16 protein-coding genes are annotated in these 16,898 nt (G+C 33.7%); 11 read left to right on the forward strand and 5 right to left on the reverse strand.

The window, feature by feature from the left end; genetic code table 11:
- Positions 1 to 15: 15 nt before the first annotated feature.
- Positions 16 to 2,337 (reverse strand): hypothetical protein, encoded by a 2,322-nt coding sequence (locus ACFSR1_RS23630; RefSeq protein WP_378295504.1) that lies wholly within the window; start codon positions 2,335 to 2,337, stop codon positions 16 to 18.
- 359 nt (positions 2,338 to 2,696) lie between these two features.
- Here ACFSR1_RS23630 and ACFSR1_RS23635 point away from each other — a divergent pair, with 359 nt between their 5' ends.
- The 11 genes from ACFSR1_RS23635 to ACFSR1_RS23685 all read left to right on the forward strand — a co-directional run bounded on the left by ACFSR1_RS23635 (position 2,697) and on the right by ACFSR1_RS23685 (position 12,979).
- On the forward strand, positions 2,697 to 3,230 hold the full coding sequence (locus ACFSR1_RS23635) for a hypothetical protein (RefSeq protein ID WP_378295505.1): 534 nt from the start codon (positions 2,697 to 2,699) through the stop codon (positions 3,228 to 3,230).
- A 124-nt stretch (positions 3,231 to 3,354) separates the two neighbouring features.
- Positions 3,355 to 4,530: a molybdopterin molybdotransferase MoeA gene (locus ACFSR1_RS23640; RefSeq protein WP_378295506.1), complete on the forward strand. Its 1,176-nt coding sequence runs from the start codon at positions 3,355 to 3,357 to the stop codon at positions 4,528 to 4,530.
- A 143-nt stretch (positions 4,531 to 4,673) separates the two neighbouring features.
- Positions 4,674 to 5,006: a winged helix-turn-helix domain-containing protein gene (locus ACFSR1_RS23645; RefSeq protein ID WP_378295507.1), complete on the forward strand. Its 333-nt coding sequence runs from the start codon at positions 4,674 to 4,676 to the stop codon at positions 5,004 to 5,006.
- Positions 5,003 to 5,575: a molybdenum cofactor guanylyltransferase gene (gene mobA, locus ACFSR1_RS23650; RefSeq protein WP_378295508.1), complete on the forward strand. Its 573-nt coding sequence runs from the start codon at positions 5,003 to 5,005 to the stop codon at positions 5,573 to 5,575. Before ACFSR1_RS23645 ends, mobA begins: the two co-directional genes overlap by 4 nt.
- A complete protein-coding gene (locus ACFSR1_RS23655; protein ID WP_378295509.1) occupies positions 5,566 to 5,805 on the forward strand; it encodes a MoaD/ThiS family protein in 240 nt (79 codons plus the stop codon). The genes mobA and ACFSR1_RS23655 overlap by 10 nt, the downstream gene beginning before the upstream one ends.
- Before the next feature lie 13 nt (positions 5,806 to 5,818).
- Complete coding sequence (locus ACFSR1_RS23660) at positions 5,819 to 6,259, forward strand: molybdenum cofactor biosynthesis protein MoaE (protein WP_378295510.1); 441 nt, start codon at positions 5,819 to 5,821, stop codon at positions 6,257 to 6,259.
- Between the two features lie 81 nt (positions 6,260 to 6,340).
- Positions 6,341 to 7,255, forward strand: coding sequence for a bifunctional molybdenum cofactor biosynthesis protein MoaC/MoaB (gene moaCB, locus ACFSR1_RS23665; RefSeq protein WP_378295511.1), 915 nt, complete (start codon positions 6,341 to 6,343; stop codon positions 7,253 to 7,255).
- 10 nt (positions 7,256 to 7,265) lie between these two features.
- A complete protein-coding gene (moaA, locus tag ACFSR1_RS23670) occupies positions 7,266 to 8,273 on the forward strand; it encodes a GTP 3',8-cyclase MoaA (protein WP_378295512.1) in 1,008 nt (335 codons plus the stop codon).
- Positions 8,274 to 8,401: 128 nt separating this feature from the next.
- A complete protein-coding gene (locus ACFSR1_RS23675) occupies positions 8,402 to 9,805 on the forward strand; it encodes an ATP-binding protein (RefSeq protein ID WP_378295513.1) in 1,404 nt (467 codons plus the stop codon).
- 240 nt (positions 9,806 to 10,045) lie between these two features.
- Positions 10,046 to 11,353: a carboxypeptidase-like regulatory domain-containing protein gene (locus ACFSR1_RS23680; protein WP_378295514.1), complete on the forward strand. Its 1,308-nt coding sequence runs from the start codon at positions 10,046 to 10,048 to the stop codon at positions 11,351 to 11,353.
- Between the two features lie 174 nt (positions 11,354 to 11,527).
- Positions 11,528 to 12,979, forward strand: coding sequence for a S41 family peptidase (locus ACFSR1_RS23685; RefSeq protein WP_378295515.1), 1,452 nt, complete (start codon positions 11,528 to 11,530; stop codon positions 12,977 to 12,979).
- A gap of 95 nt (positions 12,980 to 13,074) precedes the next feature.
- Here the strand turns inward: ACFSR1_RS23685 and ACFSR1_RS23690 are convergent, their stop codons facing one another.
- The 4 genes from ACFSR1_RS23690 to ACFSR1_RS23705 all read right to left on the reverse strand — a co-directional run bounded on the left by ACFSR1_RS23690 (position 13,075) and on the right by ACFSR1_RS23705 (position 16,781).
- The gene (locus ACFSR1_RS23690) at positions 13,075 to 13,953 is read right to left on the reverse strand and encodes a hypothetical protein (protein ID WP_378295516.1); all 879 of its coding nucleotides are present in this window, start codon (positions 13,951 to 13,953) and stop codon (positions 13,075 to 13,077) included.
- Between the two features lie 162 nt (positions 13,954 to 14,115).
- Complete coding sequence (locus ACFSR1_RS23695; protein ID WP_378295517.1) at positions 14,116 to 14,589, reverse strand: hypothetical protein; 474 nt, start codon at positions 14,587 to 14,589, stop codon at positions 14,116 to 14,118.
- A gap of 464 nt (positions 14,590 to 15,053) precedes the next feature.
- Complete coding sequence (locus ACFSR1_RS23700) at positions 15,054 to 15,626, reverse strand: hypothetical protein (protein ID WP_378295518.1); 573 nt, start codon at positions 15,624 to 15,626, stop codon at positions 15,054 to 15,056.
- A gap of 18 nt (positions 15,627 to 15,644) precedes the next feature.
- On the reverse strand, positions 15,645 to 16,781 hold the full coding sequence (locus ACFSR1_RS23705; RefSeq protein ID WP_378295519.1) for a tetratricopeptide repeat protein: 1,137 nt from the start codon (positions 16,779 to 16,781) through the stop codon (positions 15,645 to 15,647).
- Positions 16,782 to 16,898 lie beyond the last annotated feature (117 nt).

Below are 16,898 nucleotides of genomic sequence, written 5' to 3' on the forward strand. Positions count from 1 at the left end.
TGACAAATGACTAGCTTATTCTAGAATTAAATCTAATTCTTTACTAACATCATCTAATCTAGCTTCCATAGATCGAATAGCTATTGTAGAAAGATATCTTCCTAGAGGTAAAACTGGTTTTATAGCTAGCTCATCCTTTTTGATATTATCGGAAAACACACTAGTTGTCTGCGGCACTATTGCTGTAGGTTTCAATTTTATTATATATTCATTCCCCAACCGTTTCATAATTTCTTGTGTATGACCATATCGCACATTTCTGAGGGTTGTCAAGGGTGCAGCTATTTGTGTACTAGTTTTTGCAATCTTACGTTGCTCCTCATTAGTAATGATCAAATGTTTCATTTTTATTTTACTCATTAAATCAGGAAAAGAATCATTTAATACCTTTTTAAAAACTTCTTCGATACCTCGAGAAACTCTCCCGCCGATATTATCATAATATCCTGCATCTGCGTATTGATCAGATTCTGACTCTTTTTGGTCCGACATTCTTCTAACCTCTCCCACAGGTGTAATAAAAGGAAAACTGGCGTTGATTCTCATTGCTGTAGAAAGGGTAACAGAATTATTAGGGTAACTGGATTGCAGATTATCTAAAAAATCATTCATCCCGGCTAATGGTCTTAAGTGTGAATACCTTACTGGACTAATAATATTATAATTACCCGTTTGTGTATGTGTTGTATTAATCAATAATAAAGGAGGGGTCTTTTTATCATCATTTGTTGTTTTTTTTAAAGAAATATTCTCGTAAAAAGATAAAAACTCTCTGTCAATACTTCCTTGACCTCTTGAGGCTTCGAAATATTTCTTGTGAGCCTGATTCCATTGTTCCTCTAATAATTGCCCTCTATTTTTAAAATTGAATAAACTAGTAACTTCCTTAAACAAATCTCTTCCTAATAAAGACAGTAATGCAGCAGATAAATAGTTTTCTTTATATATAGCGCTTGCTTTATATCGCAAGATTGGGTGTTCAATGTCTGTCTTAAAACTAAATTTAGCTTTACTATTCGTTAAATTCGCATTTTGAGCCTCGGCAAAAAACATAGAATTACCCACACTTCCACCAGATGCACCGGTTAGAGAAAGTAGATTTTCTTCAAAATAAGTTCCATTAGACTTTTCATACAAATAACTATGCACAAGAAATGACCAAAGTCCGGCTCTGGATCCTCCACCTTCTGCAGAAACCATAATCACAGGAAAAGTACCACTACTTTTTCTGATAATATCTTCCCTACTTTTTATCCAAGAATGCATATAAGAATCCAACGAAGGTCTTTTGAAAGAAGTCTCCTGTAAATTAAGTTGATAATGGTCTGAAGTATCTGAAAAAAATCTTGCCGAGAAAATACAGAATACACTAACAATAGAAAGAAGTGGTAACCTAATCTTTTTACCTAATAAAATTAGAATAAAACAGAGCATGAATAGACTTAATAAAGATAAAATTAAAATAGATAAGGGATTGATTCCATTTGCTAAATCAGGATTAAAATTCAATACCAAAAAAGTAAGCAGGAGTATGAATCCAAAACCTAAAATTGCTCCATAGAATAGTTTCTTAGAAAACCTTTTTAAAAATTTATAACTATTAAAAGATAAAGTAGAAAACAATAAGGCCAAAGCACAATTAGAAAGAAATAGATTACCAAGGTCCTTTTCTGCTTGAGTATTTAATGTACCTAATGATATGATCAAAATCATTAAACCTATTGAGACACCAAAGAAAATGAAGGTAGTCTTAGCGCTTCGATTAAGAAATCTCTTTAATACCTTATACAATCTTGGCTCGGACAATAATAATAGTATAAAAATGATAAGAATAAGTGTATTGGTCGGATTAAGATACTTTGTATAGGTATTTTCTAATCCAAACGACTCCATTGCATGTAGAATACTAAGTGCTGATATTGCTAATAATAAAATCGCCAAAATTCTTGGCAATGTTTTCCGCATATGTATTCTGGTCATATATGGATAGCTGGCAGATTCACTTCTATCCTGAAACTTGTAATGCTGATTAGGGACAAAACCTATAAGATTAGAAAGAGAAATATCTTTATAATTATGGTAATAAAAGTATTTGGGTATGTTCCATATCAAAAAAGCCGAAGCTGTAAGCAAACTAAAATATAACGGAACTTCTAATAAAAAAGCATCTGCCTGATTGAGAATTAATAATAAATCGACAGTTTGAGGAAAATACCATAAAGCCAAATACACAAACAAAATAAAAAAGAGACTAATAATATTATTCGTTAGCTCTCTTAGAAGGTTTTTAAACCAAATACTAAATCCCTGAAAAAATAACAATAGTTTGATCATCATCTCAATCAAATTTAGAACTAAATATTCTTAAATTATTGATTAATTGTAAAATAACGCTCAAAAAAATGGATCATTGCTTTTTCCAGTCCAGAAAACAAAAAATCAACAAACTCACATTCAACATGTTAATGAAATTATAAATTTTAACATTTGTCTAAACACCAGTATTTACAGGTATAAAGAGAATTTTTAGAAAACGAACTCCATAAAAATCAATATTTAAATTAAAAAAAATGTTGTTTTAATATAAAAAGTTGTATCTTGTCGTTGATTATGTGTTTTACAACGATAAAAACACTAATTAAGTAAGAAAAAACTTACTATTTTAAATTGCAGTTTAACCCAAAAAGCTGAACCTTATGAAAAAATTACTACCCCTATTAACATTACTTTTTGCAAGTGTTGCATTTGCGAATGTAAAAATCGACATTTCTTATAAATTAATGTCTGTGACCGAGAATACCGTAATTAACGGATTAGATGAAAATACTGAAGAAGGCGTAATTTTTATAACAGAAAGTTTACATATTGAGAACGGAGTTCGTATAAAGATTAGAAATGCTTGTTTAATCATTTTAGGAGATATTTCCGGAAACGGGATTCTTGATGTAGATGAAACGGCAACCGTTACTTTAGAAGGAGAGAAAAAAGGAAGAGTTACCTTTATTGATAGATTTCTAGCAGACTCGACTTGCCAGCAAGATACTGGAAATAAAATTTTTAAGCACGTAAGAGAAATACCAACCGGTACTAAATATAGCCTTTATACCCTTTCTGGAAGATTGTTAGATAGTGGTATAATTGACGAATACATCCATAATTATGTGGATCCAAAAACATATCTTATTAAAGTAGAAGGATACAAACTAAGGAAAATAGTTTTTAAAAATTAAATCAATCATAAAAAGTAAGGTTTTATGTTTGCACGGCAATAATTGCCGTGCTTTTTTTTGACTAAAATTTTAAATTTAGGTTTCTTCCGAACAAAGCAATATTTTTGGTACAAAATGATTTTTTATGATTTCTGTACCAACCGCACTATCCATAGTTTCAGAAGTAGTATATGCTCCAAAAGTAAACACAGTTTCATTAAAAGATGCCAATGGTTTATTTCTTGGTGAGAATATGATCTCTTCAATAGACATGCCTCCTTTTCGCCAATCTGCAATGGATGGATATGCACTCTTGCTTCACGATAAAAACTCTTATCAAATTATTGGCGAAGTTAAAGCCGGAGATCCAGATAATTACACTTTAGAACCAGGACAAGGTGTTCGTATTTTTACCGGGGCCAGAGTCCCGGATGATGCAAATACTGTGGTAATTCAGGAAAAAGTAATTAGATCAGAAAACATCATAACCATTGATAGCGAAATACATCCAAATCAAAATATTAGAGCGGTAGGAGAACAAATAAAAAAAGGAGACACCTCATTACCCAAAGGAACAAAATTAACTCCTGCCGGTATTGGTTTTTTAGCTGGATTAGGAGTAACTAAGGTAGAAGTTTATGCTCCTCCTAATGTTGCGATTATTACTACCGGAAATGAACTGGTATCTCCAGGAGAAATACTAAAAGAAGGACAGATTTATGAAAGTAATTCTATTCAATTAGAAACTGTATTACAACAACTACATATCAAAACTATTAATAAATATGTTGTTCAAGATGAATATGAAAGCACCAAAGAAACAATACGGCAAGCTATAAGTGCTAATGATTTGATTTTAATTAGTGGTGGTATTTCTGTAGGAGATTATGATTTTGTAAAAGAAGCTTTATCAGAATTAGAAACAAAAGAATTGTTTTATAAGATTAAGCAAAAACCAGGAAAGCCTCTATTTTTTGGAACTAATAATGAATCTATGATTTTCGCATTGCCAGGTAATCCTGCTTCTTCTCTAACTTGTTTTTATGTTTATGTGCTTCCCATCATCCAAAAAATGATGGGCGCTTCTAAATATGGTCTTAGTAGAACTACAAAAAGCTTGACCACCAGCTTTATTAAAAAAGGAGATCGCGCACAATTTCTTAAGGCAAATGTGATTGGAGAAACAGTGGAAATACTCGAAGGTCAAAGTTCTGCAATGTTATATACTTATGCAGTGGCAAATGCATTAGTTTATCTCCCGGAAGATGCAAATAGTACTGAAAAAGGAAGCGAAGTAGAAACTATTTTATTACCACAATAATTGTTCTTGTTTTCAAAAAAGAATATAGCTTCAATTATATTTTAGACAGTTCACAACATCGAATTTTGTGGAAATCATAAAAATTAAATAAAGAGTTTTTTATTTATTTAATTCGTTATATCTTGCAGGAAACAACGCCTTTTATGTATCATATAAAAAGTAGAATTTGGATTGAAGGAGAAGAAGGGGTTTTTCTTGGTGAAGGAAGGATTAAAATCCTTAAAGCTATTATGGTTGAAGGTTCTCTTTCTAAGGCTGCAAAATCTTTGGGCATGTCCTATAAGAAAGCATGGAATTTAGTAGATTCTATAAACAAAAATGCATCTGCTCCGATTATCATTACCAATACCGGCGGGAGTGGTGGCGGTGGAACCGAAATTACCGAATACGGTGTGAAAATGATTACTGCCTTCGAAAATATTAATAAAAACTGTTGGGATTTTCTGGATCAACAATTAAAAGAGCTCCAGCTATGAATTCAGGAAAAGGTTCGGATATCACAGGAATTATACTTGCCGGAGGCAAAAGTAGCCGAATGGGTCAGGATAAAGGATTAAAACTTCATAACGGGAAACCATTTATAACGCATATCATAAGAGCAATAGAAGCTGTTACCAATAAAATTATGATCATTACCGCTAGTGCAGACTATGAGGTATTCGGTTATCCTTGTATTCCGGATATCATTCCAGATCAAGGTCCTGTTGGCGGAATTTACACAGGTTTAAACCACACTGAAACGACACAAAACCTAATCCTTAGCTGTGATGTTCCTTTTGTTACTGCTATGGTACTTAATAACCTAATTACCGAATACGAATCTGATTATGATGTTATCACTTACAAAGACATTCCTCTAATCACTTTATATAATAAATCGGTAATGAGTACCTTTTTTGAAAGCATAGAAAAGAAACGCCTTAGTCTCAGAAAAACGCTTTCAACATTAAAAGTAAAAAGTATCCCGATCGAGAAAAGTATAGCTCCTTTTGTAAAAAACATCAATACGCATCAACAATATAAAGAAGCAACACAATGGAATTAAAGGTTTTATATTTTGGAATGATTGCAGAAGCTACTCAATGTGCGGAAGAAATTATTTCCTTGGAATCTGGTAGTAGTGTTGATCAATTGGAAAATTTGATAAAAGGCAAATACAAAAAATTACAACGTTTACCATTTAAAATCGCAATTGACAAAGAAATTATAGCAAATAACGTTGTACTTCATCCAAATAGTGAAGTAGCATTATTACCTCCTTTTTCCGGAGGTTAAAAAGAACATACACATGAAAAAAAGAAAAACGGTTTTTGTAGAAGGGCCGATTAGCCCTGCTTTTATCGCCAACTCAATTGAAAAACATCAAACCAAGACCTCTATTGGTGCCCACGATATCTTTTTGGGTCAGGTGCGAGCGGATGAAATTGAAGGCAAAATTGTGCAAGCGATTGATTATTCGGCGTATGAGGAGATGGCAGAAACTAAATTCCACGAAATTCGCGAAGCTACTTTTAGTAAATATCAGCTTACTTGTATGCATATTTATCATAGCCTTGGTACAGTAAAAGCCGGAGAAATCTGTCTTTTTGTGTTTGTTTCTGCACCCCACAGAAAAGTTGCTTTTGAAGCATTAGAATTTCTGGTAGAAGAAATAAAAAAAGAAGTTCCGGTATTTGGAAAAGAAGTTTTTGAAGACGAAACACACGTTTGGAAAGTAAACAAAGTTTAATGTGTTTAGAAGTGGAATTGTTAAAATATCAACGATTGTTCCAGTAAACGATTAAACAAAAAAATACAGTTAAACAGCAACATGGTAGACATCACTCATAAAAATAATACACTTCGTACTGCGGTAGCACAAGCGGTTGTCAAAGTGGGTAGTACTGAAACTATAGAAGCGATTGTATCTAAGAGTATTCCGAAGGGAGATGTTTTTGAAATGGCAAAAACAGCAGGCTTATTTGCGGTAAAAAGAACCAGTGATATGATCCCGGATTGTCATCCACTACCTATTGAATATACAGCTATAGATTACAAAATCAATAATCTGGAAATCACCATTGAAATGACCGTAAAAACGATCTATAAAACTGGTGTAGAAGTTGAAGCTATGCACGGAGCATCCGTTGTTGCGCTAACCATGTATGACATGCTAAAACCGGTTGATAAGAATGTAGAAATACAACATATCAAATTGCTTCGTAAACGAGGAGGCAAATCAAGCTACAAAGATAGTGGAGCACCTTTTACTGCGGGAGTGATTGTTTGTTCTGACTCCATAGCTGCGGGACAAAAAGAAGATAAAGCCGGAAAAGCCATTATCGCTAAACTAGAAGAATGTGGAGTAACTATTAATGCATATACCATCATCCCTGATGAGACTGATCAGATACAACAACAAGTAAAACAATTAAAAGAGGCAGGTAATGATCTTATAGTTTTTACCGGTGGTACCGGGTTATCACCTCGTGATGTAACACCAGAAGCCATTTTACCGTTAATCGAACGTCGTATTCCCGGAGTTGAAGAAGCGATTCGTACCTACGGACAAGATCGCATGCCATATGCCATGCTTTCCAGAAGCGTTGCAGGAGTTATTGGAGAATCTTTGGTATTGTCATTACCAGGCTCAACAAATGGTGCTAAAGAATCTATGGAAGCAATTTTTCCAGCGGTGCTGCATACTTTCAGAATTCTGAAAGGTGCAAAACATGATGGAAATTAATTAGAAAGAAGTGAAAACAGAAAATCAGCACATATTAACCGATAATTTTGGGCGCAAACATACCTATCTTAGGATTTCGCTTACAGAAAGATGCAATCTAAGATGTACGTATTGTATGCCGGCGAATGGTATTCCTTTAAGTCCAAAGGAACATCTAATGACTGCTGGTGAAATTTATACAATCGCCAAAGAGTTTGTGAATCTTGGTGTTACTAAAATCAGATTGACTGGTGGAGAACCTATGGTGCGTAAGGATTTCCCTTTGATATTAGAAAAACTTGCCAGTCTGCCTGTTGAGCTTGGAATTACTACAAACGGAGTATTAGCAGATCGTTTTGTGCCGCTTTTAAAAGAAAATGGTGTTAAAACTATTACCATAAGTATCGATTCACTTTATAAAGATAAATTTGAAAAAATCACGCGTCGTAATGAATTCGAAAGAGTTTGGAACACCATACAACTTTTCCAGAATGAAGGCTTCAAGGTGAAACTTAATATTGTATTGATCAAAAATTTTAATGAAGACGAAATTATCGATTTTATAAATCTTACCAAAGATCGAAATCTGGTGGTGCGTTTTATAGAATTTATGCCTTTTGATGGAAACCAATGGAAGATGAATAAGTTAGTAACCCAACAGGAAATATTGGATAAGGTAAACTATACATTTCCATTACAACTGAAACGACTAACAGATTCACCAAACGATACCTCCAGAAATTACAAAATCGAAGGGTTCAAAGGTAGTTTTGCAATTATAAGTTCTGTCACCAATCCATTTTGTGATACCTGTAACCGTATTCGTATTACCGCAGATGGTAAATTAAAAAATTGTTTATTCTCTGGTGAGGAGTTCTCTTTATTAAAACCACTTAGAGCTCAAGAACCTATAACTACTGCAATACAATCTGCACTGGCGCATAAGTTTGCTACCAGAGGAGGCATGGATACTCCGGATAAACTAAAAAATCCCGAATTACATTCTAAAAACAGAAGTATGATCAGCATTGGAGGTTAATTTCTAAATCCCCTTTTGACATACATTTCCAAAAAAAACTTTATATTTAGACTTATATCCCAGTAAGGCCCCGAAATATCCTTATCGGATAATTAACTAACGTGCGTTCTTGGTCCAAAAACTCATCTATGAATCGAAAATCTTGGTTAAAATCTGAAGCTGCCAAATACACACTGTACGGAGTATTATTCGGTTTTATGTTTCCAATTCTTGCCACGAGTATTGATATTGCCAAATTGAAGCTTGATTTTTCCTGGGAATCTATACTATTTGTTCAGAAAAAATATCCGATTCATTATATCATCGATACCGCTCCCCTATTTCTTGGTCTTTTTGCTATGTTTGGCGGACGTAACCTCGATAAACTAAAAGAAAAAAACAAGCAAATTCTACAAGCTTCAAAATTCAAACAAGATTTCTTAGCTAATATGAGTCATGAAATCAGAACACCTATGGTTGGTGTTATTGGTATGATTGATTTGCTTTTTAAAAATACGAAGCTGGATGATTTGCAAAAAGAATACGTTAGCACTATCCATCAATCTTCATTAAACCTGCTAGATATTCTGAATCAAGTACTGGATCTATCCAAAATGGAGGCAGGTAAATTTACTTTATCACCTAAGGGAATCAATTTAAAAAAACTAATAGATCAAAATGTCGATCTATTTGTTGCCAATAGCAAAGCCAAAGGAATCAATCTGGTTTCTGAATACGCAGAAACATTACCAGAGCAAATTTATGCAGATGATAACAGGTTGATGCAAATATTATCAAACCTTATTGGAAATGCCATTAAATTCACAAACGAAGGTACTATCATAGTAAAATCGACATTAGTTTCTAAGAAAAATGAGGAACTGAACATCAAAATAGAAGTCATTGATTCTGGAATTGGTATCAGTAAAGCAGATCAGGAATCACTTTTTAATCGATTTAGTCAAGTACATAACGATGCAATCCTTGTGGGAGAAGGAAGCGGTTTAGGCCTTACCATCAGTAAGAAGTTAGTTGATTTAATGGATGGAAAATTGGGTGTTACCAGTGAATTAGGAAAAGGTAGTAATTTTTGGTTTACGTTTAAAACTCAAATATACGAGGAGAAGATTCCTACTATCGAAAAGACATTTGATAAAAGTAATGATCAAAAATTTGACCTCCACGTTTTACTCGTTGAGGATTCTGATACCAATATTTTGGTATCCAAACAAATTCTTAAATATCTGGGATGTACTGCTGATGTCGCAAAAACCGGGAGAAAAGCAATAGAAATGTTTGAAGAAGATGTCTATGACCTAATTTTGATGGATATCAATTTACCTGAGTTAGATGGTGTAGAAACCTGTAAACTGATCAGAAAAGGATATAAAAAAGTACCTCCGGTAATCGCCATTACCTCTAATGCACTTCCGGGTGATGCAGAACGATTTATTGCCAAAGGATTGGATGATTATATTACCAAACCTTTTACTACAGAAGTCCTTAATATTAAGCTTAGAAATTGGTTCGGGGATCATAGTGGATATCATTGATTCAAAAAATAGTCTTCCGTAGCGCATATAGACTACACCCCATCTACAACACTGTTTGTTAATACTTTATAAAATCAAATACTTTTTTATTCGGATTTCTCAACTATTTAAAACACACTATAGAATTAGCTCATTTTTAACTATTGTATACCAAAACTGATTGGTAATTTTAGTATCTTGTATATTCGACATTCTACCTCAACCCTATAAGAATGTAATTATTAACTGAATGAATATGATATGGACAAAAAAAGTATTTTTTTACGTAAAAATGGATCCTCCTTTTTACTCTGTATATTTCTAATTATTGGATACTCTAATAATTTGCAGGCATTTAGCTTTTTTCAAGATACTAATTTCCAGAATGATGCAAGCTACAACGAATATAAAGGTATTGTGGTGGACAAAGATTCTAATGATCCATTAATCTCGGCAACAATTGCATTAAATGGAACCAATATCTCGACAATCACTAATAGCGAAGGTGAATTTTTGTTAAAAGTTCCAAAAAGCAATGCTGGTGCTAATATTACCGTTTCGTTTTTGGGATATAAGGATAAAGTAGTTTCACTTTCAATTTTAAAAGGCGATAAAACCAAAATTAAATTGGCTGCCACGATTACAGAACTATCAGCAGTAAATATTGATCCTAGAGATCCAGAGGCGCTTATTAAAGCTGTAATGGAACGTCGTGGTGCAAATTATCAAAGTGATAATACGATAATGACCGCTTTCTATCGAGAAACTATTAAGAAACGTAGAACGTATGTATCACTTTCTGAAGCGGTTGTAGATGTATATAAAAAGCCATACGTTTCTGGTAAAAATGATGTCATTAAACTTTATAAAGCAAGAAAAAGTGCTGATTACAAGAAATTAGATACCCTGACACTAAAACTACAAGGAGGACCCTCAAGCACATTATTTATCGATGTGATGAAAAATCCTGATCTTCTTTTTACAGAAGATATTCTAAAAATCTATGAATTTAGTTTTGATAAATCTACGAATATTAATGATCGCTATATCTATGTACTTAATTTTAAACAACGTCCATATATAAAAGATCTTTATTACTACGGAAAATTATATATCGATTCAGAAACTTTGGCATTGACCAAAGCTGTTTTTAGTCTGAATCTTGAAGATAGAGATAAGGCCAGTAAATTATTTGTGAGAAAGAAACCTGCACGAGCCAAGGTGTATCCTACTGTCGCTACTTACAATATAGATTACAGAGAAACCAATGGAAAATGGTACTATGGATACGGAAAGATCGATTTGGTTTTTAAAGTAAACTGGAAAAAGAAACTATTTAATTCTACTTACAAATTAAATATCGAAATGGCAATCACCGATTGGAAAAAGAATCCTGACAACGAAAACATAAGAGCCAAAGACCGTTTAAAATCTACCGTGGTTATTAGTGACGAGGCGTCCGGATTTTCTGATCCAGAATTTTGGGGAGAATACAATGTAATCGAACCAGAAAAGTCCATAGAATCTGCAATTCGTAAAATAAAGAAACAGCTACGGAAGATAAATTAATAACATTCACGATACATTTTTTGAAAACAGGTGCTTTTTGGAGTGCCTGTTTTTTTTATTATAAACTATCGCTGATGGCATCAAATTAATTACATTTATATCCAAGAAAAACAAGGGGGTGTCACATCTTTTCTTATTAAAAGTCTTTAAAGATTGTAAATTAAAATGTATCACATGAATCGCATTTTGTGTATCGTATTTTCGGTCATTACATCTGCCACACTTTGTGCTCAGAAAAAGATAACGCATGAAGAAGCTCAGAAAGATTTTGATATCTTTCAGAATATACTAGAAAAAGGACATCCTGCGCTTTATGAATATATCAGCGAAACCGATCTTGATTCGGTTTTTAGTGTAACAAAAGAATCGCTATCAGAAGAAATCACGGATATCGAATTGTTCAAAAAAATGCAACAAGTCTCCGACCAAATCAGAGATGGTCATTTATTATTGTTTGCTCCTAACACAATCAATACTACACAATATTATTTCCCGCTGATTCTTAAGATCATTAAATCAGAATTCTGTATAGACACTGATGATTTTGGGATTCCGATAGGTTCAAAAATACTAAGTATCAACGAAAAATCTTCTACACATATTCTGGAAGCTTTAAAAAAATACGCCTCTACTGACGGACATAATCTAACTAGAAAATATAGAGATATCGAATTGAAGTTTGGGCTCTTTTTTATCTACGAATATGGCTTACAAAAAGAATATACTGTTGTGTATAAAGAACCCGGTGGAGAGGAGAAAACGATAACACTTGCAGCAGAGTCATTTGTTAATGTAAAACACAGAAACATCAACCGTAATTCATATTTCTCCAACTACCATAGAGCATCGGATAAAGTAGCCTTTTTTTCAAAGCATATCAATACAAAAGAACCTTTTGTATACTACCGAAAAGATCTTAAAACCGCTGTATTGGTGGTTAATTCTTTTGGGATGGATATCAGAGCCTTTAAATCTCGTTTGGTAAAGCTTTTTAAAGAAATTAATAAAAAGAAAATGAAACACCTGATTATTGATATACGCAATAATGATGGTGGTTTCAGACCCAATTCTGTTCATCTTTTCTCTTTTGTTACCAACAAACTATTCAAACAAAGAACCAGTGCTTATGTAGCGTCTTTAGAAATTCCTGAGAAAAAATATGTAACCCGAAACTACGGAGAAAAAGAGTTTCTAAAAGATAAGTTTTATAATCATCCAACGTATGACGGATGGAAACTGGATTTTGATGATCTGGAAACTTTAATGGTTCCTGACAAAGATAGATTTCGTGGTAAGACTTATGTACTAGCCGGAGGCACTACATTTTCTGCAGGTTCGGCATTGGCTCTGTTAGCAAAAAATGATCCTGATATTCTTTTGGTAGGAGAAGAAACCGGTGGTGGCTATTATTTTCATACAGGTCAGTTTCCTGTATATTATGAATTACCCAACTCCAAGATTATTATGGTGATGTCTATGGAAAAAATAACTCATTATGTAAAGGATAAAAAGATTCCTAAAGGCTCTGGAGTACTGCCTGATCGGACTGTACAACTTTCTGTAGAGGATTTGATGAAGGGAAAAGACAGTCAGTTGGATTATATTTTGAGGTTAATTAAAGGATAGAAAGTATAATCTCGATCATAAAAAAACTTCAACAAAGTGACATAGAATGCCACTTCATCGAAGTTAGGAAAAAGCAAGAATTTAATTAATTACCTCTATGCCAGTGTAAGTTCTCCTGCTGTAGTATCCGCCAATGTGTGACTGGCTTTTAGCTTACCGCTTACCTTGTTCTTTAACTCAATTTTTGAGTTAGAATAATATCCTATTTCTATGTCTTCTGTAGATTTGATGGAATTAGACACGCCTCCTTTTGACATTACTCCTCCAATTCCTAAACTCCAGAAATGGTGTTTTTTGTAGGTAGGATTATAGTTTACTGCTGTATTTCCTATCAGATATGCATTATATCTGATTCTGACTTTCATCACTCCTCTACTGGCCGAAAGTTCTGCCACTACAGATTCTCCGGGGTCCAACTCTACACTTACTCCGGATGTAGACCCCACGGTGATTGATTTGGATTCCTGACCGCCAATTCCCCAGGATTGGCTGTAAGACAATGATGTTTCTCCTTCTGCTCCTGCTCCAAGAAACTTTACTCCATAACTAAACTTTTGACCTATCGTCAATGTACCACCGGTGCTCCAGTTAGAAGATGTGGTATTGTTTAGCGATTCTGAGATCGCTACATTAAACGTTCCTTTTTTACTACTGTTATTAGTGAAGTCCTGTGTTTTTACAATCACCGGTTCTGAAGTGATTCCTAATATCTCTGCGCTTTGCACTACCAAAACCATCTGAACCTGTGGCCAGCTATATTTCTTATACAAATCTCCCCAAGGTGTAGGACTGTGCAAGTATGCATCATTTGGCGATTTGCCAAAATATTTTTTTACAGCATCTTTTAATTGTTTGTCCCCAAGTTTAAACGTTGTTCTTTCTTCGGATGTGATTACATGTTGAACAGATCCACTTGCATTTACGCTCGATGCCCCTTTATCTTGTCCGGCAACGATACTAATACTAATACCCATAATGATTAATTTAAGTTAGAAAAATTGTTAGTACTTATTTTTTGTGCACATACAAACTAACTCAAAATGGGGATGGTATACCGCAAGGGTTTTCCCGTGTTTTTCGAAAAAAACACCTAGAAAACGTTATTTTTAAACCAGAATTCTTCTTGAAAAATTGCACTACGCTAGGGAATCTAGCAACAGTGTATAATCGTACTGCAAATCCTCGTGTAGTGTAGCTATGCTCTTTTTGATACTTGCAATTTGTCGCTCATAGATACCGAATAACACCTTATTGTTTTTAATGGAGGGACGCATTTTTTTTAATTCTGAACAGAAATGAAGCAATATTTCTACCTCGGTTTCTTTTTTACCAGAATATCGAATGTACTTCTTGCTGATACGTAGAATTTTACGAACGCTTTTTTTGATGTAGTAATAGCTGTTGGTATTAATCAGACCAAACTCTTTGGTGATTTCTGATTTCACCTCTGCTATATAATGATCTTCATCTGATGCTTCGTACAGCAAATAGGTAAGTAATTCTTTGTTTTCTTTTTTGAACTTAGATAATCGCAAACAAAGTGCTACTAATTCCTGTTGGGAACAATTGTTTAGTTCTAGTTTTAATTCTCTAACGGTAGCTGCTTTCATATTCGATCAACAAGTTTATGTATTGCGAACTTAGGAATAATAAATCAAATACTCCGTTTACTATAGTTTTACAAAAAAACATCCTTATACTCAGGGTTCGAGAACACTTCGACAACAAATCTTGTCACCTCTGGAAAAAAGCTCAACGCGACAGCTCAGTGTGACACCTCACCCTTCGAAAACTTAGTTATGTATAATTTGTACAATAGCCTCTGGGTTCGAGAGCACTTCGGCAACACTTCGGCAACACTTCGACAACACTTCGACAACACTTCGACAAGCTCAGTGTGCCAGCTCAGTGTGACAGCTCAGTGTGACACCTCTCCCTTCGAAAACAAGATCTTGGGGAGATTGAGGTTCTCGAAATCTCTCCCTTCGGGTTTATTAATCTATACATAATCATATTCGAGGACTGAGGCACTCTAAGTCCGGGAATACTCTGGAAAACTCAGTATAACAACCAATTATTTGGCATATTGCTCTACCTCTTTTAGTTCTTTATAGATTTTATCAATCCATCGCTGCACGGCTTCGTGGTCTCTACCATTTTGGGTTTCTGCGTTCATTTCTTGTTGATAGGATTTACAATACCTCCAGAAATCTGTATACACTCTTTGATAATCGCCAAACTTGCTAATTTTCTTTCGCTTTAACTCCTCAAATCCTCTACGCACCATACGAGCAAATAACTCTGCGACATCAAAATGAAGTTGTTCATAGATCAGCACATTAACATCGCGTTTTACCATCCATGATTTTTGTTTAAAAAAATACGTAGCGATATCCATCTTCTCATATCCGTGAATATTATCATTTTCATCTACAGGAACGATCTCCGGTAGGATTTCTAATTTATAAGTAGTCATAGCATCGTTTAGACCATATTGATTAGGATCTTTGGTGTCTTTAAAATCTTCCCAGGTTAATCGTCTTACAGCATCCCAGGATAGGATACTGTCATTATCTATGATTTTTTGCTCTTGTGATAGCATTAGAGAACTACTTAATAAAAGAAAAAGTAATAGTGTATGTTTCATTCGTTATGATTTTATTTTTTATTCTGAAATAAGAAACGTTAATGGAAATGAATATCTAACTTCTACCGGTTCACCATCTACTTTACCTGGTTCTAAAGTAGGAATCGCATACAAAACCCTAGTGATTTCATTTACGATGTATGGATCATCGTGTAATACGAAAACATCAATTATTCTACCTGTTTTTGAAACTTTATATTTGGTTAAAATTCGATGTACTCCAGACGGCAGGTTACCATATTCAACAACATTAACATCAAAATTTGTATTTACAAAATTTTTGAAATAATTATTAAAACAGATCTTGACCTCTTCATTATTTTCTAACTTTTTACAATTTTTAGGCTTGGGGTATTCTGTTAACTTTCTATCTGTAAAAAGTTCACTGTTTTTAATAGTATTTGCAGACTGATTTATTCTTTGATACGCCATATAGTCAATAAGTGAATCCATACGTGCTTTATCCTGTATTTTTCTATTTACTATAGAATGTCCTAATATCGCATCAAAATGATTGTTTTTCTTAATCATCTGTTCGTACCAGGCTTTTGCTATACCATACTCACCATTAAGCTCGCAAGCCCAGCCAAGATGATAGGTAATCTTATCATCGTTGGGATCGTCCTCTTGATAGGTATAAAAATCTGCTTTTGCTTTTTCAAATTCTCCACGAGACATATAGATCAGCGCTCGCTGATATAGATGCTCTTTTTTATGTTTTTCTTTTTTTATTTTTTTAGATATCGACTTGAGGTATTTCTCATCCACAGTATATCGAATATTGATCAGTTTTTTAGCTCTTTTGGCACTTACATACCAATAATACGGTTGACACTGGGTTACAAAATAATCCTGATGACCGGCTATAAACGCATTAAGATTTTCTGGATTAATTTTATACAGTGAAGCAAACGTTTTGTCATTTTTTTGAGCAAATTTTTCCTGGATGAGTATTTGTCTAAATTCTGTAGTGTATGAATTTATTTTTTTACTTAAACATTGTTCTAATACTGTATTATTTTCTTTGTTTGCTTTGCCGCTTTTAAATAGCTGATCTAAACAATCACAAATATCATTTTTTAAAACTTCCTGAATATCCTGACCTGATATGAGTTGAGACATCAACACCATCAATAGTAAAGTATATTTTCGCATTATATTATTCTGTAATTTTCTTTAAAAAACCAGCTACAACTTATACATTGTAACTGGTTCTTTGATTTTATTTTATTTATTACTCTTACCTGCCAATCTTTATCGGCACGAGCCTAG

Source organism: Aquimarina rubra, assembly GCF_042684305.1.
In the GTDB taxonomy this organism is placed as follows: domain Bacteria; phylum Bacteroidota; class Bacteroidia; order Flavobacteriales; family Flavobacteriaceae; genus Aquimarina; species Aquimarina rubra.

Coding starts and splice junctions, on each gene's coding strand:
- ACFSR1_RS23630 (WP_378295504.1), bottom strand. CDS start 2,337: ATGATGATCAAACTATTGTTATTTTTTCAGGGATTTAGTATTTGGTTT.
- ACFSR1_RS23635 (WP_378295505.1), top strand. CDS start 2,697: ATGAAAAAATTACTACCCCTATTAACATTACTTTTTGCAAGTGTTGCA.
- ACFSR1_RS23640 (WP_378295506.1), top strand. CDS start 3,355: ATGATTTCTGTACCAACCGCACTATCCATAGTTTCAGAAGTAGTATAT.
- ACFSR1_RS23645 (WP_378295507.1), top strand. CDS start 4,674: ATGTATCATATAAAAAGTAGAATTTGGATTGAAGGAGAAGAAGGGGTT.
- mobA (WP_378295508.1), top strand. CDS start 5,003: ATGAATTCAGGAAAAGGTTCGGATATCACAGGAATTATACTTGCCGGA.
- ACFSR1_RS23655 (WP_378295509.1), top strand. CDS start 5,566: ATGGAATTAAAGGTTTTATATTTTGGAATGATTGCAGAAGCTACTCAA.
- ACFSR1_RS23660 (WP_378295510.1), top strand. CDS start 5,819: ATGAAAAAAAGAAAAACGGTTTTTGTAGAAGGGCCGATTAGCCCTGCT.
- moaCB (WP_378295511.1), top strand. CDS start 6,341: ATGGTAGACATCACTCATAAAAATAATACACTTCGTACTGCGGTAGCA.
- ACFSR1_RS23675 (WP_378295513.1), top strand. CDS start 8,402: ATGAATCGAAAATCTTGGTTAAAATCTGAAGCTGCCAAATACACACTG.
- ACFSR1_RS23680 (WP_378295514.1), top strand. CDS start 10,046: ATGGACAAAAAAAGTATTTTTTTACGTAAAAATGGATCCTCCTTTTTA.
- ACFSR1_RS23685 (WP_378295515.1), top strand. CDS start 11,528: ATGAATCGCATTTTGTGTATCGTATTTTCGGTCATTACATCTGCCACA.
- ACFSR1_RS23690 (WP_378295516.1), bottom strand. CDS start 13,953: ATGGGTATTAGTATTAGTATCGTTGCCGGACAAGATAAAGGGGCATCG.
- ACFSR1_RS23695 (WP_378295517.1), bottom strand. CDS start 14,589: ATGAAAGCAGCTACCGTTAGAGAATTAAAACTAGAACTAAACAATTGT.
- ACFSR1_RS23700 (WP_378295518.1), bottom strand. CDS start 15,626: ATGAAACATACACTATTACTTTTTCTTTTATTAAGTAGTTCTCTAATG.
- ACFSR1_RS23705 (WP_378295519.1), bottom strand. CDS start 16,781: ATGCGAAAATATACTTTACTATTGATGGTGTTGATGTCTCAACTCATA.